20 protein-coding genes are annotated in these 25,592 nt (G+C 71.6%); 15 read left to right on the forward strand and 5 right to left on the reverse strand.

Annotated elements, in window-relative coordinates; all coding sequences use genetic code 11:
- Positions 1 to 336 precede the first annotated feature (336 nt).
- The 3 genes from lpdA (at position 337) to ACIHEI_RS09500 (ending at position 4,252) form a co-directional block, all read left to right on the forward strand.
- On the forward strand, positions 337 to 1,725 hold the full coding sequence (lpdA, locus tag ACIHEI_RS09490; protein ID WP_387643588.1) for a dihydrolipoyl dehydrogenase: 1,389 nt from the start codon (positions 337 to 339) through the stop codon (positions 1,723 to 1,725).
- Between the two features lie 58 nt (positions 1,726 to 1,783).
- Positions 1,784 to 3,595 (forward strand): 2-oxoglutarate dehydrogenase, E2 component, dihydrolipoamide succinyltransferase, encoded by a 1,812-nt coding sequence (gene sucB / locus ACIHEI_RS09495; RefSeq protein ID WP_396606215.1) that lies wholly within the window; start codon positions 1,784 to 1,786, stop codon positions 3,593 to 3,595.
- Between the two features lie 141 nt (positions 3,596 to 3,736).
- Positions 3,737 to 4,252 (forward strand): DUF4240 domain-containing protein, encoded by a 516-nt coding sequence (locus tag ACIHEI_RS09500; protein ID WP_392947941.1) that lies wholly within the window; start codon positions 3,737 to 3,739, stop codon positions 4,250 to 4,252.
- Between the two features lie 162 nt (positions 4,253 to 4,414).
- On the opposite strand, the gene ACIHEI_RS09505 is transcribed toward ACIHEI_RS09500, so the two are convergent.
- Positions 4,415 to 4,918 carry a GNAT family N-acetyltransferase gene (locus tag ACIHEI_RS09505; protein ID WP_392947938.1) on the reverse strand — a complete coding sequence of 168 codons (504 nt, stop codon included), beginning with the start codon at positions 4,916 to 4,918 and terminating at the stop codon, positions 4,415 to 4,417.
- A gap of 94 nt (positions 4,919 to 5,012) precedes the next feature.
- On the opposite strand from ACIHEI_RS09505, the gene ACIHEI_RS09510 reads away from it, so the two are divergent.
- Positions 5,013 to 5,942, forward strand: coding sequence for a TIGR01777 family oxidoreductase (locus tag ACIHEI_RS09510; protein ID WP_396606216.1), 930 nt, complete (start codon positions 5,013 to 5,015; stop codon positions 5,940 to 5,942).
- A 320-nt stretch (positions 5,943 to 6,262) separates the two neighbouring features.
- Complete coding sequence (locus tag ACIHEI_RS09515; protein WP_396606217.1) at positions 6,263 to 7,576, forward strand: NAD(P)/FAD-dependent oxidoreductase; 1,314 nt, start codon at positions 6,263 to 6,265, stop codon at positions 7,574 to 7,576.
- 188 nt (positions 7,577 to 7,764) lie between these two features.
- Here ACIHEI_RS09515 and ACIHEI_RS09520 read toward each other — a convergent pair whose 3' ends face one another.
- Positions 7,765 to 9,366, reverse strand: coding sequence for a regulator (locus ACIHEI_RS09520; protein WP_387643576.1), 1,602 nt, complete (start codon positions 9,364 to 9,366; stop codon positions 7,765 to 7,767).
- Between the two features lie 298 nt (positions 9,367 to 9,664).
- On the opposite strand from ACIHEI_RS09520, the gene ACIHEI_RS09525 reads away from it, so the two are divergent.
- The 7 genes from ACIHEI_RS09525 to ACIHEI_RS09555 all read left to right on the forward strand — a co-directional run bounded on the left by ACIHEI_RS09525 (position 9,665) and on the right by ACIHEI_RS09555 (position 17,125).
- On the forward strand, positions 9,665 to 10,438 hold the full coding sequence (locus ACIHEI_RS09525) for a 3-hydroxybutyrate dehydrogenase (protein WP_392947933.1): 774 nt from the start codon (positions 9,665 to 9,667) through the stop codon (positions 10,436 to 10,438).
- Between the two features lie 70 nt (positions 10,439 to 10,508).
- Positions 10,509 to 11,861, forward strand: a complete 1,353-nt coding sequence (locus ACIHEI_RS09530; RefSeq protein WP_387861199.1) for an MFS transporter — start codon at positions 10,509 to 10,511, stop codon at positions 11,859 to 11,861.
- A gap of 148 nt (positions 11,862 to 12,009) precedes the next feature.
- Positions 12,010 to 13,902, forward strand: a complete 1,893-nt coding sequence (locus ACIHEI_RS09535) for a helix-turn-helix domain-containing protein (protein ID WP_387643570.1) — start codon at positions 12,010 to 12,012, stop codon at positions 13,900 to 13,902.
- 234 nt (positions 13,903 to 14,136) lie between these two features.
- Positions 14,137 to 14,907, forward strand: a complete 771-nt coding sequence (gene lipB, locus ACIHEI_RS09540) for a lipoyl(octanoyl) transferase LipB (protein ID WP_387643855.1) — start codon at positions 14,137 to 14,139, stop codon at positions 14,905 to 14,907.
- Positions 14,908 to 15,038: 131 nt separating this feature from the next.
- Positions 15,039 to 15,992, forward strand: coding sequence for a lipoyl synthase (lipA, locus tag ACIHEI_RS09545; protein WP_392947927.1), 954 nt, complete (start codon positions 15,039 to 15,041; stop codon positions 15,990 to 15,992).
- A 195-nt stretch (positions 15,993 to 16,187) separates the two neighbouring features.
- Positions 16,188 to 16,340, forward strand: a complete 153-nt coding sequence (locus tag ACIHEI_RS09550; protein ID WP_387643566.1) for a hypothetical protein — start codon at positions 16,188 to 16,190, stop codon at positions 16,338 to 16,340.
- A 77-nt stretch (positions 16,341 to 16,417) separates the two neighbouring features.
- Positions 16,418 to 17,125, forward strand: coding sequence for a DUF4191 domain-containing protein (locus tag ACIHEI_RS09555; RefSeq protein WP_387643564.1), 708 nt, complete (start codon positions 16,418 to 16,420; stop codon positions 17,123 to 17,125).
- Positions 17,126 to 17,255: 130 nt separating this feature from the next.
- Here the strand turns inward: ACIHEI_RS09555 and ACIHEI_RS09560 are convergent, their stop codons facing one another.
- The gene (locus ACIHEI_RS09560; protein ID WP_387643562.1) at positions 17,256 to 17,723 is read right to left on the reverse strand and encodes an RDD family protein; all 468 of its coding nucleotides are present in this window, start codon (positions 17,721 to 17,723) and stop codon (positions 17,256 to 17,258) included.
- A gap of 321 nt (positions 17,724 to 18,044) precedes the next feature.
- Here ACIHEI_RS09560 and glnA point away from each other — a divergent pair, with 321 nt between their 5' ends.
- Both glnA and ACIHEI_RS09570 read left to right on the forward strand, forming a co-directional pair.
- Positions 18,045 to 19,457 carry a type I glutamate--ammonia ligase gene (gene glnA, locus ACIHEI_RS09565; RefSeq protein WP_387643560.1) on the forward strand — a complete coding sequence of 471 codons (1,413 nt, stop codon included), beginning with the start codon at positions 18,045 to 18,047 and terminating at the stop codon, positions 19,455 to 19,457.
- 63 nt (positions 19,458 to 19,520) lie between these two features.
- Positions 19,521 to 19,796 carry a hypothetical protein gene (locus tag ACIHEI_RS09570; protein WP_396606218.1) on the forward strand — a complete coding sequence of 92 codons (276 nt, stop codon included), beginning with the start codon at positions 19,521 to 19,523 and terminating at the stop codon, positions 19,794 to 19,796.
- Between the two features lie 88 nt (positions 19,797 to 19,884).
- Here ACIHEI_RS09570 and ACIHEI_RS09575 read toward each other — a convergent pair whose 3' ends face one another.
- Complete coding sequence (locus ACIHEI_RS09575) at positions 19,885 to 22,011, reverse strand: NPCBM/NEW2 domain-containing protein (protein ID WP_396606219.1); 2,127 nt, start codon at positions 22,009 to 22,011, stop codon at positions 19,885 to 19,887.
- A gap of 69 nt (positions 22,012 to 22,080) precedes the next feature.
- Positions 22,081 to 24,159: an alpha-galactosidase gene (locus tag ACIHEI_RS09580; RefSeq protein ID WP_396606220.1), complete on the reverse strand. Its 2,079-nt coding sequence runs from the start codon at positions 24,157 to 24,159 to the stop codon at positions 22,081 to 22,083.
- Between the two features lie 380 nt (positions 24,160 to 24,539).
- Between ACIHEI_RS09580 and ACIHEI_RS09585 the strand changes: the two genes are divergently transcribed.
- Positions 24,540 to 25,580, forward strand: a complete 1,041-nt coding sequence (locus ACIHEI_RS09585; RefSeq protein ID WP_392947902.1) for a substrate-binding domain-containing protein — start codon at positions 24,540 to 24,542, stop codon at positions 25,578 to 25,580.
- The last annotated feature ends 12 nt before the right edge of the window (positions 25,581 to 25,592 follow it).

The raw sequence follows: 25,592 nt of genomic DNA on the forward strand, positions 1-25,592 counted from the left end.
CATTACCAGCCAGTAGCAGCCGCGCCAACCCGGCCGACTGTTCGCCTCCGGCGAAACTTGATTCCGCAGAGCGGAACTGCTACGGCGAAGCCCCCCGAACGGACTACCTCCGATTGCCGATTTCACGGCCGTGAGCTGGGACGATACCTCCGAGAGCAGGTCACCCCACCGCTCCGCGCGCCGCACCGGGCCCGGGCCGGGGCACCCTCCGACGCCACCCGCCGCCAACAAGTGCAAAGATGTATTTCCGGCACGACTGGGCGCCCTTACAAGGGCTCTCACCCACCGGACCGCGACCGGCCCGGCGATCCGCACCTTTTGCATGGAGGACGTGACGTGGCGAACGACGCCAGCACCGTTTTCGACGTAGTCATTCTCGGAGGCGGAAGCGGCGGCTACGCCGCGGCCCTCCGCGGCGCTCAGCTGGGCCTGAGCGTCGCGCTGATCGAGAAGGGTGAGCTGGGCGGCACCTGCCTGCACCGCGGCTGCATCCCGACCAAGGCGCTGCTGCACGCCGCCGAGGTCGCCGACGAGACCCGCGAGGCCGCCGACTTCGGCGTCCTGGCCACCTTCCAGGGCATCGACATCAAGGGCGTCCACAAGTACAAGGACGACGTCGTCGCCGGCCTGTACAAGGGCCTGCAGGGCCTGGTCGCCTCCCGCAAGGTCACCTTCATCCAGGGCGAGGGCCGGCTGTCCTCGCAGACCTCGGTGGACGTCAACGGCCAGCGCATCGAGGGCCGCCACATCGTCCTCGCCACCGGCTCCGTGCCGCGCTCGATCCCGGGCCTGGACATCGACGGCGACCGGATCATCTCGTCCGACCACGCGCTGAAGCTGGACTACATCCCGAAGTCGGCGATCATCCTCGGCGGCGGCGTCATCGGCTGCGAGTTCGCCTCGGTCTGGAAGTCCTTCGGCGTCGACGTCACCATCGTCGAGGGCCTGCCGCACCTGGTGCCGCTGGAGGACGAGAACTCCTCCAAGCTGCTGGAGCGCGCGTTCCGCAAGCGCGGCATCAAGTTCGAGCTGAAGTCCCGCTTCTCCGGCGTGGAGTACACCGCCGAGGGCGTCAAGGTCTCCACCGAGAACGGCAAGACCATCGAGGCCGACGTGCTGCTCGTCGCCATCGGCCGCGGCCCGGTCTCGACCGGCCTGGGCTACGAGGAGCAGGGCGTCGCGATGGACCGCGGCTACGTCCTGGTCGACGAGTACCTGCGCACCAACGTGCCAACCATCTCCGCCGTCGGCGACCTGGTCCCGACCCTGCAGCTGGCCCACGTCGGTTTCGCCGAGGGCATCCTGGTGGCCGAGCGGATCGCCGGCCTCAAGGTCGTCCCGATCGACTACGACGGCATCCCGCGGGTGACGTACTCCAACCCGGAGGTCGCCTCCGTCGGCCTGACCGAGGCCAAGGCCGTCGAGCAGTACGGCAAGGAGAAGGTCGTCACCCTCAAGTACAACCTGGCGGGCAACGGCAAGAGCAAGATCCTCAAGACCGCTGGCGAGATCAAGCTGGTCCAGGTCAAGGACGGCGCCGTCGTGGGTGTCCACATGGTCGGCGCCCGCATGGGCGAGCAGGTCGGCGAAGCCCAGCTGATCTACAACTGGGAGGCCCTGCCCGCCGAGGTCGCGCAGCTGATCCACGCGCACCCGAGCCAGTCCGAGGCCCTGGGCGAGGCCCACCTCGCGCTGGCCGGCAAGCCGCTGCACGCGCACGACTGATCGCGCCCCCGTCCCCCTTCATTCCTGAACGCAAGACTTGATAGGAGTCGCTGGAACCATGGCGGTCTCAGTAACACTGCCCGCGCTGGGCGAGAGCGTGACCGAAGGCACCGTCACCCGCTGGCTGAAGGCCGAGGGTGAGCGCGTGGAGATGGACGAGCCGCTGCTCGAGGTCTCCACCGACAAGGTCGACACCGAGATCCCGGCGCCGGCCTCCGGCATCCTGGCCGCGATCAAGGTCGGCGAGGACGAGACCGTCGAGGTGGGCGCCGAGCTGGCGGTCATCGACGACGGCTCCGGCGCCCCGGCTGCCGCTCCGGCCCCGGCCGCCGCCGAGGCCCCGGCCGCGCCGGTTGCCGAGGCCGCTCCGGCCGCTCCGGCCGCTCCGGTGGCGGAGGCCCCCGCGGCTCCCGCGCCGGTCGCCGAGGCCCCGGCCGCCGCTCCGGTTGCCACCGCTCCGGCCGCCGACGCCACCCCGGTGGTGCTGCCCGCGCTGGGCGAGTCGGTCACCGAGGGCACCGTCACCCGCTGGCTGAAGGCCGAGGGTGACACCGTCGAGGTCGACGAGCCGCTGCTCGAGGTCTCCACCGACAAGGTCGACACCGAGATCCCCTCCCCCGTGGCGGGCACCCTGGTGAAGATCCTGGTCGGCGAGGACGAGACCGCCGAGGTCGGCGCCCAGCTGGCGCTGATCGGCGCCGCGGGTGCGGTCGCCGCTGCCCCGGCCCCGGCCGCCGCTCCGGCCCCGGCCGCTCCCGCTGCTCCGGCCGCTCCGGCTCCGGTGGCTGCTGCTCCGGCTCCGGTCGCTGCCCCGGTCCCCGCGCCGGTCGCGCCCGCCGCCCCGGCTGCCCCGGCCCCGGTCGCGGCTCCGGCCGCTCCGGTCGCCGCTCCGGCTCCGGTTGCCGCCGCCCCGGCCGCTGCCGCTCCGGTCGCGGACGCCGGTGACGCCTACGTCACCCCGCTGGTGCGCAAGCTCGCCGCCGAGCACGGTGTCGCGCTGGCCTCGGTCGCCGGTACCGGCGTCGGTGGCCGTATCCGCAAGCAGGACGTGATCGCCGCCGCCGAGGCCGCGAAGGCCGCGCCGGCTCCGGTCGCCGCCGCCCCCGCTGCCGCCGCTGCCCCGGCGAAGGCCGCCGCCGCGCCGTCCGCGCTGCGTGGCCAGACCGTCAAGATGACGCGCATGCGCAAGGTCATCGGCGACAACATGATGAAGGCCCTGCACGAGCAGGCGCAGCTGACCAGCGTGGTCGAGGTGGACGTCACCAAGATCATGTCGCTGCGCGCGAAGGCGAAGGACTCCTTCCTGGCCCGCGAGGGCGTGAAGCTGTCCCCGATGCCGTTCTTCGTGAAGGCCGCCGCCCAGGCGCTGAAGGCCCACGCGGGCATCAACGCCCGGATCAACGAGGCCGAGGGCACCATCACCTACTTCGACACCGAGAACATCGGTATCGCGGTGGACTCCGAGAAGGGTCTGATGACCCCGGTCATCAAGGGTGCGGGCGACCTGAACATCGCCGGTATCTCGAAGAAGACCGCGGAGCTGGCGTCGAAGGTCCGCGGCAACAAGATCACCCCGGACGAGCTGTCCGGTGCGACCTTCACCATCTCCAACACCGGTTCGCGCGGTGCGCTGTTCGACACCGTCATCGTTCCGCCGAACCAGGCCGCCATCCTGGGCATCGGCGCGACCGTGAAGCGCCCCGTGGTGATCGAGGCCGACGGCGGCACCGCCATCGGCATCCGCGACATGACCTACCTGTCGCTCTCCTACGACCACCGCCTGGTGGACGGCGCGGACGCCGCCCGCTACCTGGTCGCGGTCAAGGAGATCCTGGAGGCCAGCGAGTTCGAGGTCGAGCTCGGCCTGTAAGGGATCCCCGGTTTCGTCCGGAAGCCCCGCACCGTCCCCGGACGGTGCGGGGCTTCGGCGTGTCCGGGCACTTGTCGGGCTGTGCCGTCAGCGGTGCGATCGGGTGCGGGCGCGGTGCGGATTGTGGATGCTGGAGCGGTGATGGACGAGACGGCATTCTGGCAGCTGATCGACGACTCCCGGGACGCGGCCGGGGGTGACCCGGACGAGCAGGCGCAGTCCCTGGTGGAGCGGCTGATGGGGCTGACCCCGGACGATGTGCTGGACTTCGCCCGGCAGTTCGAGGCGCGGTTCCAGCGGGCGTACACGGTTGAGCTGTGGGGCGCCGCGCACCTGCTGCTGGGCGGGGCCTCCGAGGACAGCTTCGACTACTTCCGTTGCTGGCTGATCGGCCAGGGCCGGGAGGTGTTCGAGGGCGGGGTGCACGAGCCGGACCAACTCGCGGGCCTGCTACCGGACTTCGACGACGAGGAGGACGGCGACGCGGAGGAGCTCGGGTACGCCGCCGACGAGGCGTACGAGCGGCTGACCGGGCTGCCGCTGCCGGACCTGGGGGTGCGTCAGCCACCCGCGCCGCAGGGCGTCCCGTTCGACTTCGCGGACAAGGCGGCGATGGCGGCCCGTTACCCGCGGCTGTGGGAGCTGTACGGGGACTGACGGCCTGTTGGGCGAGCAGGTGGCGGCCGTCCGGGTGCGGGACGGGTGACGGCCCGTTGGGCGGGGCGGGTGGCGGCCGTCCGGGTGCGGGACGGGTGACGGCCCGTTGGGCGGGGCGGGTGGCGGCCGTCCGGGTGCGGGGCCGCCACCGGCTCCGTGCGGTCAGTGCAGGGCGCGGCCCATCCAGACGTCGTCCACGTAGGCGCCGTCCAGCAGGAAGTGCTCGGGCAGCACGCCGAGCACCTGGAAGCCGTTGCGCTCGTACAGGCGGCGGGCGGGCGCGTTGTGGCTGAGCACCCGCAGGGTCATCCGGCGGGCGCCTGCGGTGCGGGCGGCGTCGCAGGCGGCGGTGATCAGGGCGTCGCCGATGCCCCGGCCGCGGGCCTCCGGGTGCACCGCCAGGCCCTGGATCTGGCGGACGTGGGCGCTGGAGGCCAGCGGGATCTCCTGCAACTGACGGATGTAGCCGACGATGTGGCCGTCGAGTTCGGCGAGCAGGTACTGCTCGGGCGGGTGCTGCTGGTCGAAGACCGGCGCGTCGGCGGCGCCCTTCGGGGCGACCTCGCTGAGCGTGGACCAGGTGGCGTGGTCGAGGGCGCGGATCGCCTGCTCGTCCTGCTCCGCAGCGGGTCGGATGATCGGATTGGTCGATGGCATGGCGGCCATGCTAGGCGCTCACCTGCGGATCCTGCCGGGAATTGTCGCCCCGCTCGTGGACGGGCGGCCCGGCTGCCCGGGCGGGCCGGTAAGGGCTGCGAGGATGGCCGGTATGCGTATCGCGGTGACAGGTTCCACGGGGTTGATCGGGTCCGCGCTGGTGGGCTCCTTGGTCGGGGACGGGCACGAGGTGCTGCGGCTGGTGCGGCGGCGTTCGCGCACCGGCCCGCAGCCGGACGGGACGGTCGGGGTGGGGTGGAACCCGCTCCTGATGCAGATCGACGACGCCGCGCTGGAGGGCGTCGACGCGGTGGTGCACCTGGCCGGGGCGGGCGTCGGGGACCGGCGCTGGTCGGACGCCTACCGGCGGGAGATCCGGGACAGCCGGGTGCTCGGCACCGAGACGCTGGCCGCCGCGCTGGCCCGGCTGAAGACCCCGCCGAAGGTGCTGGTCAGCGCCTCCGCGGTCGGCTGGTACGGGCAGACCGGGGACCAGCTGATCGACGAACAGGCGCCCAGCGGCAGCGACTTCCTGTCCGAGGTGTGCCAGGAGTGGGAGCGGGCCGCGCAGCCCGCTGCGGCGGCCGGGATCCGGGTGGTGCACCCGCGCACCGGGCTGGTGCTCGACCCGAAGGGCGGCGCGGGGGCCCGGCTGCTGCCGCTGTTCAAACTCGGCCTGGGCGGTCGGCTCGGCAACGGCAAGCAGTACTGGAGCCTGATCTCGCTGGCCGACGAGGTGGCCGCGCTCCGTTTCCTGATCGACCACCAGGACATCAGCGGCCCTGTCAACCTTGCCGGGCCCGATCCCGTCACCAACGGTGAGCTGACCGCAGAGCTGGCCAGGCAACTGGGGCGACCCGCGGTGTTCGCGGTGCCGGAGTGGACACTGCGCGCAGTGCTCGGGGAGATGGCGGTCGAGGTGGTCGGCAGTCACCGGGTGGTACCGAAAGCCCTGGTGGAGGCGAGGTTCGAGTTCCGTCACCCGGATCTGGCGTCGATCGTGGCGGCGGCGCTCGGGCGGCCCGGGCACTGACGGAGCGTCGAGGGGGCGCACGGGTGCACAGGGACGGCGCGTGGGGCGTGAACGGTGACCGTGCGCGCCCACTCCCGCCTCGCGCGCCCCGTTTGGGGCACGGTGGGTGACGGAGCCGCCCCACCGTGTCTCCCCCGCCAGTGGTACGAACCGATTGGGTGGCGACCGGCGGTCTGGGTGGCCGGGTGACGGGGCATCACCTTCGACGGACCAAGTTGTCCTCGCTCCCCGCTGCCCGCCCCGGCACCCACCCGCTCACTCGCGGGCGCTGCCGCGCGCGGCGGCAGCGGAGGGCTCCGCCAGGGAGGGAGCACCCACTCGTGCCCGCACATGACTTCATCAGCCGTGTCCACGCCACCGACCCCGACGCGATCGTGGTCGGCGCCGGCGTCGCCGGGCTGACCGCCGCCACCGCGCTCACCGCCCAGGGCCTGCACGTCCAGGTCCTGGAGGCCACCGAACGCGTCGGCGGCCGCACGGCCACCCGGGAACTCGACGGCTTCCGCCTCGACCTCGGCGGCCACCTGCTGAACACCGCGTTCCCCGAACTCGGCCGCCACCTGGACGTCGACCGGCTGGACCTGCGCCCGCTCGCCCCCGGCGTCCTGATGCACAGCAGCGGCCGCACCTACCGGGTCGGCGACCCCCAGCTCACCCCCGCCCGGCAGGCCGCCACCCGCAGCCCGCTCGGCACCCCACTGGACCGGGCCCGGCTGGCCGGCGCACTCGCCCGGCTCGCCGCCACCCCCACCCCCCGGCTGCTGACCCGTCACGAGACCACCGCCGCCCGGGCGCTGGCCGACCGCGGCCTGCCCGGCCGCACCGTGGACGGCTTCCTGCGGCCGCTGCTCGCCGCGCTGCTCTCCGACCCGGCACTCGGCACCTCCAGCCGGGTCGCCGACCTGGTGCTCCGCGCCTACGCCCGCGGCCGGCTGTGCGTCCCCGCCGCCGGGATCGGTGCCGTCGCCACCGAGTTGGCGGCGAGGCTCCCGGAGGGCACCCTGCGTACCGGCGTCACCGTCACCTCGGTCGGCACGGACGGCGTGGAGACCGCCTCGCACGGGCGGATCCGGGCCCGCGCGGTGATCGTCGCCACCGACGCCGCGACCGCCACCACGCTCCTCCCCGGCCTGCGGCAGCCCGGGTTCCACCCCGTCACCACCTACTACCACGCCGCCAACCGCTCGCCGCTGGGCGAACCACTGCTGCTGTTGGACGCCGAACGCACCGGCATCTCCCACTCACTGGTCCTCAGCGACGCCGACCCGTCCTACGCCCCCGACGGCCGGGCCCTGATCGCCACCACCGTCCTCGGCCGCCGCGCCTTCGACTCCGGCGGCCCGTCCGGCGACGAGCCGGTGGTGCGGCGGCGACTGGCCGAGCTGTACGGCACCTCCACCGCCGGCTGGGAGTTCCTGACCGTCCGCCACGTCCCCGACGCGGTGGTCTCGATGCCCCCGCCGCACCACTTCCGCCGCCCAGTCCGGCTCCTGGCCGGCCTCTACGTGTGCGGCGACCACCGGGACACCGGGACCATCCAGGGCGCACTTGCCTCTGGCCGGCGGGCCGCGGGCGCGGTGCTGCGCGACCTGGGGGTACGGGCGGAACCCTCGGTGGTGGAGGCGGCAGCGTAATCAGGGGCTCGGGGAACTGCGACGCCGAGTCGAGGGTGGTCGGGGAGAGCGGTGCGGCCATGACTGCTACCGGTCAGAGACGGGAACCAGAAACGGCGGAACCCTTCTCGCCCCGCTGATCACCAGCAGACTTGGCCCCGCCGTTCCCCGGGCCCCTGATGGCTCGTCCCCCTGGCCCCTGCGGGACCCTAGATCACTCCCGCCTGCCGGGTTGCCTCCTCGAAGGCGCGCGCCGCAGGCGTAGTGCGGTACGGGGCGAGGCGGCGGTGGAAGTCGCGGAGGTACTCGACGGTGCGGGCGGAGCGCATTTCGCCGGCGGCGCGGAGGCTGTCGGTGGCCATGGAGCAGGATTCGTCGACGTCTCCCATGCCGAGGCGGGCGGAGGCGAGGACGAGGCGGCAGAGGATGCGGCTGCGGGCGTAGGCGGGGGCGCGCAGGCGCAGGGACTTTTCGGCGTGCTGGGCGGCGGGGCGCCACTGCTGGAGGTCGCGGTAGCAGTGGGCGAACTCGTCGGCGAGCTGGGCGTCGTCGAAGTAGCGGGCCCAGGACGGGACGTCGTCGCCGCTGCGGGCGGTGGCGAGGGCCCGTTCGCAGCGGACCAGGGCGGTGGTGCAGGCCCGGACGTCGCCGGCCAGGGCGTGGCCGCGGGCCTCGGCGGCGTGCATCAGGGCCTGGACGACGGGTGCGGCGGTGGTGCCGACGCCCTGTTGGGCGACCCGGGCGAGCTGGATGGCTTCCCGGGCGTGGCCGAGGTGGACGGCCTGTTGGCTCATGGTGGTCAGGACGAAGCCGCCGAGGATCCGGTCTCCGGCCGCCTGGGAGAGGCGCAGGGCCTGGACGAAGTAGCGCTGGGCGAGGCCGTGCGCGGCGATGTCGAAGGACGTCCAGCCGGCCAGCCTGGTCAGGTCGGCGACGGCGCCGAACAGGGCGCGGCCGATCTGTTCGCCGTAGCGGCCGCGGAGCATGGGTTCGGCCTCGCTCTCCAGGTAGCGGACCAGCGCCTGCCGGGCGTGGCCGCCGCCGTAGGCGTGGTCGAGGGCCCGGAAGAGGTCTCCGACGGCGCGGATGGCGGCGATGTCGCCGCGGCCGACCCGGACGGGGGGACGGGCCTCGCGGGGGTCTGCGGCGGCGGGTTCGAGCGTGCCGCCGGTGGGGCGGCGGGCGCCCTGCTGGGGGACGCGGGGGCCCGGCGGGGGTGTGCGCAGTTCCTCGGCGCTGAGGGTGGTGCCGTCTCTGGCGACGCGTTCGTCGGTGCGGCCGATCAGCCAGTCGCGGCTGGGGACGACCAGTCCGGCGGGGGTGAAGGCGATCTTGCGCAGTTCGGCGTAGGGGCCGTTGTCCTTGCGCCACATGGAGGCGACGATGTCGACGGCCTCCTGCGGGGTCTCGGCGAACTCCAGCCCGGCGTAGACCGGGGCGCAGGCGTCCAGGCCGACGTCCTGGGCGGTGAGGCGGCGGCCGAGGCGGCGGGTGAAGACCTCGGCGATCAGCGCCGGGGTGGCGCCGCGCGGCTGCTGGCCGCGCAGCCAGCGCGTCACGGAGGTCTTGTCGTACCGCAGGTCGAGGCCGTGTTCCAGGCCGAGTTGGTCGACCCGGCGGGCGAGGCCGGCGTGCGAGAAGCCGGACTCCTCGATGAGTGCCGCGAGTTGGGGGTTCTGGGCGCGCCCGCCCGACGCTGCGTCGGCCGGCTCGGCGGCGCGCGAAGGGGTCTCGGCCGCTCCGGTTTGACGCGGGTCGAGCGGGTCGAGCGGTCGGTACGCCGGGCTGTCGATTACTGGCCGTTGGGGCATAGCAGTCCACACCTCTCAGGCACCGTTCCGGCCCCTCCTGCCCGGGACAGCGCCCCCTGATCGGGAATCGGCGCGAATGTAGCGAGCATTGGGGCGCTATGGGTGGATTCGGCCCATCGATCCTCCGAACGGGTGAACCAGGCCCGCCCGTTCTGAGGAAGCCCGGGTGCCGCGTGTTTGAGTTCGAGGGCCGTTGCCCGCGTTCGGACGGCATAGCGCATGCCACCATGCAGGGCGGGGATGCTGTGGTGCTCGCCCACATCGTTGCGGGGGCCGCGGATTCCTACCGTTCTCGGCCATGGACACCACTTCTGCCCCCCTCCCCCAGCCCCCGCTGCTCGGCCGCACCGCGCTGGTCACCGGCGCCGCCTCCGGCATCGGCAAGGCTTGCGCGGAGGCGTTCGCCGCGGCCGGCGCGCGCGTGTACGTCGTCGACCTGGCCGCCGCGCCCGCCGAGGAGCTGGCGGAGCGGATCGGCGGGGTCGCGCACGTGACCGACCTGTCGGACCCGGAGGCGGTGGACGCGCTGCCCGCCGACGCGGACATCGTGGTCAACAACGCCGGCCTGCAGCACGTCGCGCCGGTGCACGAGTTCCCGATGGAGCGGTTCACGCTGATCCAGCGGGTCATGGTGGAGGCCCCGTTCCGGATCCTGCGCCGCACCCTGCCGCACATGTACGAGCGCGAGTGGGGCCGGGTGGTCAACATCTCCTCGGTGCACGGCCTGCGCGCCAGCGCCTTCAAGTCGGCCTACGTGACGGCCAAGCACGGGCTGGAGGGCCTGAGCAAGACGGTCGCGCTGGAGGGCGCCCCGTACGGGGTGACCAGCAACTGCATCAACCCGGCGTACGTGCGCACCGCGCTGGTGGAGAAGCAGATCGCCGCGCAGGCGCTGGCGCACGGCATCCCCGAGGACGAGGTGGTGGAGCAGATCATGCTCGACCGCACCGCCGTGAAGCGACTGATCGAACCGGAGGAGGTGGCGCAGCTGGCGGTGTGGCTGTGCACGCCGAACGCCTCCTACATCACCGGCGCGAGCCTGCCGGTGGACGGCGGCTGGACCGCGCACTGAGTCCGGCCGGAACGGGCCGATAGGGTCCTGACTCTCCCTCACCCCCACCTCCTGCAAGGGGACATCACTGATGGCTGCCTCTCCCGACGTCGCGAGACCCGCCTCCCTGCCCCGGGTGGTCGCCGCCTCGCTGATCGGCACCACGATCGAGTGGTACGACTACTTCTTGTACGGATCGGCGGCGGCGCTGGTCTTCGGGCACGTGTTCTTCCCGAAGTCGGATCCGCTGACGGGCACTCTGCTGTCCTTCCTCACCTACGCGATCGGGTTCGCCGCCCGGCCGCTGGGCGCGCTGGTGTTCGGGCACTTCGGCGACCGAATAGGCCGCAAGAAGCTGCTGGTGCTGTCCCTGCTGCTGATGGGCGGCGCGACCACCCTGATCGGCTGTCTGCCGACGTACAACCAGATCGGCGTGGCGGCGCCGGTGCTGTTGACGGTGCTGCGGCTGGTGCAGGGCTTCGCGCTGGGCGGCGAGTGGGGCGGGGCGGTGCTGCTGGTCTCCGAGCACGGCGACCAGAAGCGGCGCGGCTTCTGGGCGTCCTGGCCGCAGGGCGGCGCGCCGGCGGGCAACCTGCTGGCGGCCGGCGTGCTGTCGGTGATGACGTCCGTCCAGTCGGACGCGGCGTTCCTGGCCTGGGGCTGGCGGGTGCCGTTCCTTCTGTCGGCGGTGCTGGTGATGGTGGGCCTGTGGATCCGGCTGGCGGTGGACGAGTCGCCGCTGTTCAAGGCGGCGCTGGCGGCCGCCGAGCAGCGCGCCGAGAAGGAGAAGCCGCCGCTGGTGGCGGTGCTGCGCGATCACTGGCGGGACGTGCTGGTCGCGATGGGCGCCCGAATGGCCGAGAACATCTCGTACTACGTGATGACCACCTTCGTCCTGGCGTACGCCGTCGGCCACGCCCACCTGCCCAAGCAGACCGCGCTGAACGCCGTACTGATCGGCTCGGCGATCCAGTTCGCGCTGATCCCGCTGTTCGGTGCGCTCTCCGACCGGGTCGGCCGCAAGCCGGTCTACCTGGTCGGCGCGGTCGGCGTCGGCATCTGGGCCTTCGTGTTCTTCGGCATGGTCGACACGAAGAACTTCACCTCGCTGGTCACCGCCATCACCGTCGGCCTGTTCTTCCACAGCATGATGTACGCCCCGCAGGCCGCGTTCTTCGCCGAACTGTTCGCCACCCGCACCCGCTACTCCGGCGCGTCCATCGGCGCCCAGTTCTCCTCCGTCGCGGCCGGCGCCCCCGCCCCGCTGATCGCCACCGCGCTGCTCAAGGACTACGACAGCGCCACCCCGATCGCCGTGTACGTGGCGATCGCCGCCGCGATCACCGTCCTCGCCGTGCTGTGCGGCCGGGAGACCCGCGGCGCCGACCTCGCCGAGGCGGACGACGCTCGGGTGGACTCCGTGAAGGCCGCTACGACGGCCTGAGCACTTCCGACAAAATCAGGGCCGCGTCACCGGGCAATCCGCCCGGCGGCGCGGCCCCGGCCCGTTTCGCGACAGCGCGACAGCACGACAGCGCGACAGGCCGCGGGCAACGGGGGCCACGGGGGGCACGAGTGACAGGGAAGACCGAATGGACCGCCACACCACCGCCGCACCGGCGCTGCGCCGACTCCTCGACCTGCTGGCGACCGGCGCCGCCACCGAGGACTTCGGCGAAGTCCTCGCCGACGCCCGCCGACAGGGCGCACCCGCCCAGGTGCTGACCGAGATCGACGACGCCACCTGGCAGGCGCTGCGGGTGCACCGGACGATGCGTCAGCACCGCCGCCGCGAAGCCGAACTGACCGCGCTGTTCGACACCGCCGGCGACCTCGCCGCCTCCCGCGACCTCGACGCCGTGCTGCAGGCCATCGTCCGCCGCGCCCGGATGCTGCTCGGCACCGACACCGCGTACCTCACGCTCCCCGACGAGCAGGCCGGCGACACCTACATGCGGGTCACCGACGGCTCCGTCTCGCCGCTCTTCCAAACCCTGCGGCTCAGCCTCGGCGACGGCCTCGGCGGCCTGGTCGCGCAGACCGCCCGCCCCTACGCCAGCCACGACTACCGCATCGACGAACGCTTCCGGCACACCGGCCAGATCGACGCGGGCGTGCTCGACGAGGGCCTGGTCGCCATCATCGGCGTGCCGCTGCTGCTCGGCGGCACCGTGATCGGCGTGCTGTTCGCCGCCGACCGCACCCCCCGGGCCTTCTCCCCCGACGAGGTCGCACTGCTGTGCACCCTCGCCGCGCACGCCGCGATCGCCCTGGACACCGCCAAGTCGCTGGCCGACACCCGCGCCGCGCTCGCCGAACTCGCCACCGCCAACGCCGTCATCCGCGCCCACGCGGGCTCCGTCCAGCGCGCCGAACAGGCCCACGACCGGCTCACCGACCTCGTCCTGCGCGGCGCGGAGGTCGGCGACGTCGCCGCCGAGGTGGCCGCTCTGCTCGACGGCGAGGCCTCCGTCCACGACGCGGAGGGCGCCCCGCTCACCGGCCCCGGCGGCGCCCCCGACGGCCTCTCCGACGCCGTCGCCGCCTCCCGGGCCGGCGGCCATGCCGTACGGCACGGCGCCGAGTGGGTGTGCGCGGTGCTGGCCGGCCAGGAACTGCTCGGCTCGCTCGTCCTGCACGGCAGACCCGAACTCGACGACGCCGACCGGCGGGTGTTCGAACGCGCGAGCGTGGTCACCGCGCTGCTGCTCCTGCTGCGGCGCTCGGTCGCCGAGACCGAGAACCGCGTCCGCGGCGAACTGCTGGCCGACCTGCTCACCGCCCCCGACCGCGACCCGGCCGGCCTCACCGCCCGCGGCCGCCGTCTCGGCGTCGACCTGGGCCGCCCCCACCTGGTGCTGGTCGCGGTCGCCGCGGACGTCAGTGCCCGGGAACGGCTGGCCGGTGCCGCGGCCCGGTACCTGTTCGGCTCGCGCGGCATCAGCGCCGAGTTCGGCGACGGCGTGGTGCTGCTCGTCCCGCACGACGGCACCGGCGACGGCGCGGTCGCCGCCCTCGCCGCGGAACGCCTCGCCCGGCTGGTAGGGGTGCCCGTCACCGTCGGCACCGGCCGCGCCGCCAGCGGGCCCGTCCCGCTGGCCGCGGCCTACGCGGAGGGCGTGCGCTGCGTCCGGGCCCTGCGCGTGCTCGGCCGCGAGGGCGACGGCGCGTGCGCGACCGACCTCGGTTTCCTAGGCGTCCTGCTCGGCGACGGCCACGACGTCGAGGGCTTCGTCCGCGCGACGCTCGCCCCGCTCCTCGACTACGACGCCAAGCGCGGCACCGAACTCGTCCGCACCCTCCGCGCCTACTTCGACTGCGGCGGCAGCCTGACCCGGGCCAAGGACCTGCTGCACGTCCACGTGAACACGGTCGTCCAGCGGCTCGACCGGGTCGAGGTGCTGCTCGGCCGCGACTGGAACCAGCCGGAGCGGGCGCTGGAGCTCCAACTGGCGCTCAGGCTCTTGCTGTTGGCCGGGGAGTAATCAGGGTGCGAAACCGGGGGCGCGTGGGGGTACCTCCCGGCCCGCCAGGGCTGGGGGAGAACCGCGCGAAGCGGAAGGCGAGCGTCGGCAGGATCGCGCCCCCGACGGCCAGCTGCGCGTGGGCGCGACCAACGTGCAGGAAGGTCGCGCCCGAGCGCAGGCGTACAGTGGCGAGGTTGGGCTGAGCCGGCCGGCAGGGAGCATGCAGTGAGCGAGAACGTGCGGTTCGTGCGGATGGGGATAGGCGAACGGACCGTCCCCTACCAGGAAGCGTGGGCGGAGCAGCAGCGGCTGCACGCGTTGCGGGTCGCGGACGAGATTCCGGACACGGTGCTGCTGCTGGAGCACGACCCGGTCTACACGATGGGCAAGCGCACCAACCCGGAGGACCTGCCGCTGGACGGGACGCCGGTGGTGGAGGTGAACCGTGGTGGGGAGATCACCTGGCACGGCCCGGGCCAGCTGGTGGGGTACCCGATCGTGAAACTGCCGGACCCGATCGACGTGGTGGCGTACGTGCGGCGGCTGGAGGAGGCGCTGATCCGGGCGTGCACCGAGTTCGGGGTGGAGACCACCCGGATCGAGGGCCGGAGCGGGGTGTGGAAGCTGGGCGCGGAGATCCCGGGCGCGGTGGTGGACCCCTCGCAGGTGGTGGAGATCGGCAAGCTGACGCTGCGGATGGGCCTGCCGCTGGGCATCGACCCGCGTCTCGCGGGCCCCGAGTACGCCCCATCCAACGCGGGCCAGCGCGGCGACGACCGCAAGCTCGCGGCGATCGGCGTGCGGGTGGCGCGCGGCGTGACCATGCACGGCTTCGCGCTGAACTGCGACCCGGACATGACGTACTTCGACAAGATCGTCCCGTGCGGCATCCGGGACGCCGGCGTGGCCTCGCTGAGCGGCGAGCTGGCCCGTCCGTTCGCGGTCGCGGACGCCGTCGGGACGGTGGAGCGGACGCTGACCGAGGTGTTCGCCGAGCTGCCCGAGCCGGCCGTCAAGGTCTGATCGCGGGCCGGTCGCGGAATCGGCGCGCCGCGCCCGGTGTTGCCTTCCGAATAAAGGCCCGGGGCCCGGCGCAGGCCATCGAAGCAACGGCGTACCCTTTGGGGTACCCCGTCTAGTTCTAGGAGTCGCACGTGTCCGCTGTCGCACCCGACGGCAGGAAGCTTCTCCGCCTGGAGGTCCGCAACAGCGAGACCCCCATCGAGCGGAAGCCCGAGTGGATCAAGACCAGGGCGAAGATGGGGCCGGAGTACAACGCCCTGCAGTCCCTGGTGAAGAAGGAGGGGCTGCACACGGTCTGCCAGGAGGCGGGCTGTCCCAACATCTTCGAGTGCTGGGAAGACCGCGAGGCGACCTTCCTGATCGGCGGCGACCAGTGCACCCGCCGCTGCGACTTCTGCCAGATCGACACCGGCAAGCCCGCCGAGTTCGACCGGGACGAGCCGCGCCGGGTCGCCGAGTCCATCGTCACGATGGACCTGAACTACGCCACCATCACCGGCGTCGCCCGCGACGACCTGGAGGACGGCGGCGCGTGGCTGTACGCGGAGACCGTCCGCCAGGTGCACGCGATGACGGCGGCCCGCGAAGCCGGCCGTACCGGCGTCGAGCTGCTGATCCCGGACTTCAACGCGGTGCCGGAGCAGCTCGCCGAGGTGTTCTCGTCCCGTCCCGAGGTGCTCGCGCACAACGTCGAGACGGTGCCGCGGATCTTCAAGCGGATCCGCCCCGCGTTCCGCTACGAGCGCTCGCTGGACGTCATCACCCAGGCCCGGGCGGCCGGACTGGTCACCAAGTCCAACCTGATCCTGGGCATGGGCGAGACCCGCGAGGAGGTCAGCGAGGCGCTGTCCGACCTGGTCGACGCCGGCTGCGAGCTGATCACCATCACCCAGTACCTGCGGCCCTCGCTGCGCCACCACCCGGTGGAGCGCTGGGTGAAGCCGCAGGAGTTCGTCGAGCTCCAGGAGGAGGCCGAGGAACTGGGCTTCGCCGGTGTGATGTCCGGCCCGCTGGTGCGTTCCTCGTACCGGGCCGGCCGGCTGTACCGGCAGGCGCTGGAGCGTCGCGAGCAGGCGGCGGTCTGAGCGCAGTGCTTCTGGAGGGCGGGCCCGATCGGGCCCGCCCTTCGGCGTGCGGGGAGGTACCCGCGGGCCCGGGCGCGGGCGGGGCCGACCGGACTAACCGCCGACGTTTCACGTGGCATTGACGGTCGGGTCACCGTACGGTAACGGGCGTCCGGGACGCTCGAACGGTACCCGGGTCGAGGAGTTGGTGTGGTCATGCGTACCGGACTCAGGACCGCCCTGCGGCGGGCCGAACAGCTGTTGCTGATCCGCGGCGCGCGCCGCAACGCGTGGGCGGCGGTGTGCGAGAACCGCCGGCTGGCGGGCGAACGCGAGCGGTCCGAACGGGTGCCCGAACGCAGCGCGTGAACCGCTGGTGACGCCGGGGTCGGCATCCGGGAAAGTCCAGGGTCACGGAACCGGCACCGCTTGGATGATCACCCCTTATGCCACGTACCATGAGCGGTATGGCGAGGCAAAAATCCGATACTCCTGGGCGGCTCGCACAGATCCGCCAGGCATATGTCATGACCAAGCAGGTCGACTCCAAGATCGGCCTGATCATCGCCGGCGTCGGCCTGCTGACCTTCGGCGTGTTCCTCGCCATCGGCTTCGCCCTGGATCACCCGGTCTACCTGGGCATTCTCGGCTTTGTGGTGGCGGTGCTGGCAGTCGCGATCGTGTTCGGCCGTCGCGCCGAGCGGGCCGCGTTCGGGCAGATGGAAGGCCAGCCGGGCGCGGTCGCCGCGGTGCTGGGCAACATCCGCCGCGGCTGGAGCGCCAACCAGACCCCGGTCGCGGTCACCCGCAGCCAGGACGCGGTCTACCGCGCGGTCGGCCGGGCCGGCATCGCGCTGATCGGTGAGGGCAACCCGAACCGGGTGCGTCCGCTGCTGGCGTCCGAGAAGAAGAAGATGTCCCGCGTCGTCGGCGACATCCCGGTGCACGACATCATGGTCGGCAACGGCGAGGGCGAGATCCCGCTGAAGAAGCTGCAGATCCACCTGATGCGACTGCCGCGGTCGATCTCCGCCGCCCAGGTCACCGAGACCAACGACCGGCTGCGGGCGCTCGGCGACCTGCTGTCGAAGGCGCCGATCCCCAAGGGCCCGATGCCGAAGGGCGCCCGGATGCCCAAGGGCGGCGCGCGCTAGCGTTCACTCCCCCGTAGGACACCACGGCCCCGCTCGCGAGATTCCTCTCCGCGAGCGGGGCCGTTCGACGTTCCATGGCCTTGGCGGGCCTTGTGGCGGGCCTTGGCGACGTTCTATCGCTCTGGCGGCGTCAGATCCGGACCTCGACGGTGCCGACGGCCTTGTCGTGCAGGCCGCGGGTGTCGCGGTCCCAGACGGCGGCCGGAATGATCAGGCACAGCAGGAAGGTGCGCAGCAGCACCTGCGGGATGGTCGCGCGGCGGCCGTCCAGCCGGACCACCCGCAGGCCGAACAGGCGCTTGCCGACGGTGGTGCCGGTGGTGGCCAGGAACAGCACGGTGACGGCATAGAACAGCGGGGTGGTCCACAGGTTGGCCGAGCCCTGGTCGCCGTGCGTGATCAGGCCGTAGGCGACCAGGCTGACCAGCCAGCCGTCCACGAACAGGGCGCCGATCCGGCGGCCGGGGCCGGCCATCGAGCCGGGGCCGGAGCGCGGCAGGCCGAGGCGCTCGCCGCGGTAGCCGAAGTCGGCGCCCATCTTCTCGGCGGCCGCCTTCGGGCCGTCGATCCACGATCCGAGTGCTTCTCTGGTGTCCACGGACCCACCCTAACCGGGCTTACCCGCCGATCCGGCGGCGGGCCCGCGGGCGGGACGCGCCGGGGCGGGCTCCCGCCGGGGTGAAACGGATTCCGCCGACTGCCGTGAATGGTCTCGACATGTCGGGGTACACGGGCGCTACTGACACCGGCGATTTGCCCGGGACCGTACCGCTTTGCGGCCCGCCCGAGCGGCCTGGTTAACATGTGGGAAACAGTCGAGTCACGATCGGGAAACGGCCGATTCCTATCGTGAGCCCCTGCGCGGGGGCTCCCGTCGCCCCTGACGGAGGCTCGGACCGCACGTCGAGGAGGAGTACGGATGTTCACCAACGCCGACGAGGTCAAGCAGTACATCGCGGACAACGACATCAAGTTCGTCGACGTCCGGTTCTGCGACTTGCCGGGCGTGCTGCAGCACCTCGCGGTCCCCGCCGACACCTTCGACCCGACCGAGACCCTGATGTTCGACGGCTCCTCGATCCACGGCTTCCAGGCCATCCACGAGTCCGACATGGCCCTCGTCCCGGACCTCGCCACCGCCCGGCTGGACCCGTTCCGCACCGAGAAGCACCTCAACATCAACTTCTTCATCCAGGACCCGATCACCGGCGAGGCCTACAGCCGCGACCCGCGCAACGTGGCCCGCAAGGCAGAGGCCTACCTCGCCTCCTCCGGCATCGCCGACACCGCGTACTTCGGGCCCGAGGCCGAGTTCTACGTCTTCGACTCGGTGCGCTTCGAGACCAGCGCCAACGCGTCCTACTACCACATCGACTCGGTGGCCGGTGCCTGGAACACCGGCTCCGCCGAGGGCGACGTCCGCGGCTACAAGGTCAAGTACAAGGGCGGCTACTTCCCCGTCCCGCCGGTCGACCACTTCGCCGACCTGCGCGCCGAGATGTCCCTCGAACTCGGCCGCGCCGGGCTCACCGTGGAACGCCAGCATCACGAGGTCGGCACCGCCGGGCAGGCCGAGATCAACTACCGGTTCAACACCCTGCTGCACGCCGCCGACGACCTGATGCTGTTCAAATACATCATCAAGAACGTCGCCTGGCGGGCCGGCAAGACCGCCACCTTCATGCCCAAGCCGATCTTCGGCGACAACGGCTCCGGCATGCACGTCCACCAGTCCCTCTGGACGGCCGGCACCCCGCTGTTCTACGACGAGCAGGGCTACGCGGGCCTGTCCGACATCGCCCGCCACTACATCGGCGGCATCCTCAGGCACGCCCCCTCACTGCTCGCCTTCACCAACCCCTCGGTGAACTCGTACCACCGCCTGGTCCCCGGCTTCGAGGCCCCCGTCAACCTGGTCTACTCGCAGCGCAACCGCTCCGCCGCGATCCGCATCCCGATCACCGGCTCCAACGCCAAGGCCAAGCGCATCGAGTTCCGCGCCCCCGACCCGGCGTCCAACCCCTACCTGGCCTTCTCCGCCATGCTGATGGCCGGCCTCGACGGCATCAAGAACAAGATCGAACCCGCCGAGCCCGTCGACAAGGACCTCTACGAACTCGCCCCCGACGAACACGCCGCCGTCCCCCAGGTCCCCGCCTCCCTCCCCGCCGTCCTCGACGCCCTCGAAGCCGACCACGAATACCTCCTGGCCGGCGGCGTCTTCACCACCGACCTGATCGAAACCTGGATCGACTACAAGCGCACCCAGGAAATCGCCCCGATCGCCCTGCGGCCGCACCCGCACGAGTTCGAGCTCTACTACGACCTGTAGGACCCGCTCCGGCCTGTGGAAACGTCTTCAACCTGCTCGACGACCTGACGGTGCTGGACACGGATGCCGCCCAAGCAGACCATCGCGATGGTGCTGACCTCGGTGAGCCTCACCGGCCTGGTCGCCGGGCTGATCGGAGTCCCGATCGGGATGGCGGTGGAGAACGTGACGCTGAGCCGGATGGGCAGCGCGATCGGCAGGAACCTGCCGCCGAGCCTGAGCCACGTCTTCACCGCCGGGATGCTGCTCCCGCTGCTGGCCGGCGGGATCGCGATCGCCCTGCTGCCGGCTGGCTGGGCGGTCCGCTCCCGGACCGCCACCGCGTTGCGGACCGAGTAGCAACTTCCGTGCGGCCCCCGTTTCGCTGGGAGGGGTGCGGTGCCCGGACCCGGACGGATCCGGGCACCGCACCCGTGTGGGGGATCGGTCAGCAGGTGAGGACCGGGCCCGCCCAGTCGGCGTGGTCGCTGTTGTTGCCGTCGCCGCCGTCGGTGACGACGAGGTGGAGTTCGTTGGCGCCGGTGAGGTCGGCGGTGAGGTGCTTGGCGCCGGCGGTGGCGTTCAGCACGCCGCTGTCGGCGACCTTGGTGCCGTCCTTCCAGATCTGGAAGGCGACGGTGCCGCGGCCCATGGCCTCGGCGTCGACGCCGACGTCGGTGGTCAGCGAGGTGCAGGTGCCGCCGAGGTAGTAGACGATCTCGCTGAACGCGTTGGTGCCGAGGCCCTTGGCGTAGGTCGCGCCGTTGATGGTGATGGTGTGTCCGTCGCCGGACTGGTTGTCGCCGTTGCTCATGTCCTTCTCGACCTGGCCCCAGCCGTTGCTCGCGGAGGTCCAGGTGAGGTCGGAGAGCTGGTGGGCGCCGGCGGTGGGGCCGTTGCCGCAGGCGATCTTGGCGTCGGCCCAGTCGGCGTGGTCCCAGCTGGTGCCGTCGCCGCCGTCGGTGACCGCCAGGCGCAGGGTGGTGGTGGCGGTGAGGTCGACGGTGAGCTTCTTGGCCGGGTCCTTGCCGGTGAGCTTTCCGCTGTCGGCGGCGAGGGTTCCGTCCTTGAATATCCGGAAGACGGCGGAGCCGTTGCCGGACGTCTCGTCGTCTATGCCGACACTGGTCACCAGGTTCTTGCAGGTACCGCCGAGGTTGAAGCTGATGTCGCTGGCGGCGTTCGTACCGATGCCCTTGGCGTACGTGGTGCCGCGGATGGCCAGGGTGCGGCCGTCACCGGCGGCCCAGTCGCCGTTGCTGTGGTCGCGCTCGGCCGGGCCCCAGCCGTTGGCCTGGGCGAGGAACGGCAGGTCGCTCAGGTAGCTCATGCCGGTGGGCGGCGGGACGGGCACGCTGGGGGTGACCCGGAACATCGCGGTGCCGTGGCCGGGGACCGTGGCGCTGATCGTCCCGGTGCTGATGGTGGTCTTCTTCGCCCACAGGTCCTTGACCGTGTACGAGGGCGCGCCGGCGATGCCGACGGCCTGCACGGTGGTGGTGATGGTGGCGTCGTAGGAGCCCTCGTTGGTGAGGGTGACCGCGCGGCTGCCGTCGGCCAGCGGCTTCGACATGACGACCAGGCCGTTGTCGCTGGAGACCACCGAGCCCTGCTTGCCCAGCGGATCCTGGTCGATCGCGATGACGTCGGCGTTGGTGAGGATGTCGAACGTCTCCTGCTTGGCGGTGCGCAGGTCGGCGCCGATCAGCAGTGGTGCGGCCATCTCGGCCCAGAGGCTGAAGTGGGTCCGGTACTCGGTGCCGGTCATGCCGCCGTTGCCGACCTCCAGCATGTCCGGGTCGTTGAAGGCGCCGGGCTTGGCGTAGGCGGACAGTCCCTGGTTGGCGTGCGCGATGGAGATCATGCTCTGCCAGGTGTCGCTGATGTCGCCGGTGGTGCGCCAGGAGTTGCCGACCGGCTGAGCCCAGTTCCACGGGCCGCTGGAGCCCCAGTCGCAGATGCTGTAGAGGATCGGCCGGCCGGTCTTCTTCAGCGCGTCGCCCATGGCCTTGTAGCGGGTCTGTGCGTCGACGCCCATGTTGTTGCAGTTGTCGTACTTGAGGTAGTCGACGCCCCAGGAGGCCCACAGGTCGGCGTCCTGCTGCTCGTGGCCGAGGCCGCCCGGGAAGCCCTGGACGTCGCAGGTGTGGATGCCGGCGCTCGAGTAGAGGCCGAACTTCAGGCCCTTGCCGTGGACGTAGTCCGCGAGCGCCTTGATGCCGTGCGGGAACCGGACCGGGTCGGGCACCAGGTTGCCGGACAGGTCCCGGGAGGGCATCGCCCAGCAGTCGTCGAGGTTGATGTACTGGTAGCCGGCCGCCTTGAGGCCCTTGCTGACGAACAGGTCGGCCATGCCCTTGACCAGGTCCTCGTTGAACTGGGACCCGCACCAGGTGGTGTTCCAGTTGTTGAAGCCCATCTGGGGGGTCAGGTTGATGCCGTTGTCGAGCGCCATCGCCGGTGGGGCGGTGGCGAGTTGGGCGCCGGCGACGAGCGCGCCGCCACCGGCCAGCAGGGTGAGGGACGTTAACGCCGCGCTGATGCGGCGGGACAGTTTTGCGCGTACGGATTGCAAGGTTCCTCCCCGGGAACGGACATGCGGGACTCGACCACACGGAAAGTGGATCGCTGTGGGTCCGCCGCGTCAGGACATCAGGCTCCAGGACTGGCCTGCGGCCGATCCGTCGGGCTGGTCGAGGACGACGGCGGACGTGGGCGTGGACTGCGGGGCGTCCAGTGCGAGGCCGGTGGCCACGTTGGTGATGGTCAGCGCACCGGTGGCGGTGTTCTGGACGACGCGCCACTTCTGGTACGGGCTGTTGGGGTCGTAGCTGTTGAGGACCCACGCCGGATTGCCGGGCGCGGCCGGCCCGGTCAGGGTGCCGTGGACCTGGGTGCCGGTGTAGCAGTCGTCGGTGATGTGCACCGTGCCGTCACCGTTGGCGTCGAAGCGCCACCGCTCCGAGGTGTGCCAGTCCCACCAGGTGTTGATGTCGGTGGTCGAGCCGTCGGGGGCGCTGCACGTGCCCCGGACCTCCAGGACCTGGCCGCCGGTGCCGCCGGCGCTGATGCCGTGGTAGCGGCCGTCGCCGATCACCGTCGCGGGGACGGTGACGGGCAGGGCCTTGAGCCGGTACATGGCCACGCCGTGCGGGGCGACCGAGGCGCCGAGCGTGTCGGTGACGTTGCCGGTGGCGCCGGTCCACAGCTCCTTGGAGGAGTAGCCGGGGCCCGTCAGTCCGAGTGCGCTCAGGGTGGTGGAGACCGTCCGGGCGGAGTTCGGGTCCTGGTTGACCAGCAGGACGGCGGTGTCGCCGTTCGCCAGCTGCCGCTTGAGGACCAGCGGGGCGGTGGGGCTGTTCGGCGGGTTGCCGACCAGGGTGGCGGGCTTGGCGAGGCTGTCCTGGTCGACGGCGATGACGTCGGCGTTCTTGTAGATGGCGAGCGCGGAGTCGCTGATGCCCGTGGACCAGGTGTAGCCGCGGTCGCTGTGCTGGGAGTCGGCGGCGGTACGCAGGTCGGCGCCGGAGATCAGCGGGGCGGCCGTCATGGCGAGGATCGACATCTCGCTGCGCGATTCGGTGTCGTTCATCGGCTTGTGGCAGGTGCAGGTGTCGGTGGTGCCGTAGAGGCCGTACGGGTCGAGCCAGCCGGCGAACATCATGTCCATGTCGTTCCAGCTGCCCGGCCGGACGTTGCCCGGATACTGCAGCGCGGTCTGCAACTGGCCGTTGTAGAGCACGCCTTCCAGGTCCGGACCGCGGTCGCCGCCGATCCGGCAGAGGTTCGCGACCTGACCGCACCAGATGCCGGTCGGCGCGTAGCCGGGGGCCTGCCGGGCGGGGGTGCCGGCCGCCCGGATCACCGGGTCGGTGCGGGCGGGGTCGTCACCGGCCAGCAGGTACGGGAGGCCGGTGTGCACGGGCTGCGCGGACACGCTCATCACGACGCGCGGTCGGCCCTGGGCGGCGGAGGCCGCGTCCAGGGCGCGCTGGAAGTCCTGCGTGCGGGCGTAGATGGAGCGGGTCAACTCCCGGCCCTCGCCCTGGGTTCCGTAGTTGTACCCGTCCGGACCGGTGATCGGCGGGCCGTAGGGGCAGTCGTCGTACTTGACGAAGTCGACACCCCAGGCGACGAAGTCGGCGGCGTCGGTCGACTCGTGCCCGAGACTGCCCGGGTGCCCCTGGCAGGTGGTGTAGGTGCCGGTGGCGTAGAGGCCGAACTTCATGCCCTTGCTGTGGGCGTACCACGACAGGTACTGGATGCCGTTCAGGGTCTGCCCGTTGACGGTGTGCGCCGGGAAGTGGTTCGGGTCCGGTATCAGGTGTCCTGTCGTCAGGTCGAAGCCGTTGCCGTCGGTACCGCTGACGGGGTTGCGGTTGGCGTCGTACAGCTGCATCGCGCCGTAGGAGTTCTTGACGAGGTCGGTGGTCTGGCCGTCGCGGTGGGACAGCGACCAGCCGTCGTCGATGGTGACGGTGTCGTAGCCGGCCGCCACCAGGCCCTTGGACGACATGAAGTCGATGGTCTGGACGACCTGCTGCTGGGTCACCGCGGTGCCCAGGATGTTCCAGGAGTTCCACCCCATCGGCGGAGTGAGGGCGTTGCCGTTGTCGAGGGCCGCGGCGGGGGCGGAGCCGGCGACGACGGCCGTGAGGCCGGATGCCGCGAGGGACAACGCCGCGAGGGCGTGCAGCAGGGTGCGGGGCATGGATGGACGCATGGGGGCGCTCCAGGTGAGCCTGCGGGGGATGTGACATGCCGGTGGGTTCTGTTGAATCCATCTCCAGAGATCGACGGCTGGAGGAATTTTCAAACAGAAAGCAACGCATGGTAGCCAGATCGGAAACAAGCACTCAAGACCTCGAACACGCCGTCTTCAGGAAGCTTCAGGCCGAACTGCCGTTGAATGCAACGGATAACTTCACGGGCGGATGTCCATGCCCCCGCCCTCTTGACATGCCCGTGCAATGGCACTGAGATATGTCGGGTCGCGTTTGAGCATGTTGGTTTCTGGTGGTTTGACGGGCCGCCGGAGCCTGTGCGCGACGGAGTCAGGAGCCCCCTCCCCCTCTCGCGTTCGACGAAAAGGAGCCTCCCCTCATGTCCCGTGCCATCAACTGCCGTGCCGCCGCAGGACTCCTGCTCGCCCTGGGCCTGACCACCACCGCCTGCTCCACCGGCCAGGAGTCCACCTCCGGCGCCCCCGCGGTCGCCCCGGTCGGCGGAAAGATCTCGATCACCTACCTGCAGAAGCAGGGCGACCAGGAGTACTTCGTCGGCGAGGCGGCCGGCGCGAGAGCGAAGGCCGCCGAACTGGGCATCGACATCAAGGTGGTGAACCTCGGCAACGACGCCAACAAGACCATCAGCGAGGTGCAGTCCGCGATCGCGCAGAAGACCAACGGCGTCATCGTGGTCGTGCCCGACCCGGCCGTCGGCCCGCAGGTCGTGCAGACCGCGCGGGACGCGAAGATCGCCCTGCTCACCTCGGACGATCAGGTCTGCGCCACCGGACCGGACCCGGCGAAGTGCGCCAAGTCCGACCTGGTGCCGCGGATCGGCTTCTCCGGCGCGCAGATGGGCGGCGAGGTCGGCAAACGCGCCGCCGAGGAGTTCAAGAAGGCCGGCTGGAACGCCGCCGACACCCGGATCATCTCCGCCTGGAAGCAGGACGTCACCGTCTGCGGCGACCGGGTCAAGGCCGCCAAGGAAGCCTTCGACTCCGCCGTCCCCGGGGTCCGGAACATCGACGTCGCCACCGACAACACCCCGACCGGCGCACAGGACAAGGTCGCTGCGACGGTCACCGCCAACGCCGGGGTCAAGCACTGGGTGGTCTGGGGCTGCAACGACGAGAACGTCCAGGGCGGCGTCACCGCCCTGCAGAACGCCGGCGTCAGCCCCGGCGACATCGACGGCGTGGGCCTCGGCGCCTACCTCGCCTGCAAGAGCTGGACCGGCGGCAAGCCCTCCGGGATGAAGGCCGCACTGTTCATCAACGGCAAGGACGTCGGCGCACTCGCCGTCCAGACCATGTACGACCGGCTGAAGAACAACAAGGAGATGCCCGCCGAGGCGTTCGCCCGCACCACCATGGTCGACGCCGCCACCTGGAAGGGCGCCGGCGTCACCTGCAACTGACCGTCGTTCCCC

Origin of the sequence: Kitasatospora sp. NPDC051984, from assembly GCF_044593455.1 — a bacterium.
Lineage (GTDB): Bacteria > Actinomycetota > Actinomycetes > Streptomycetales > Streptomycetaceae > Kitasatospora.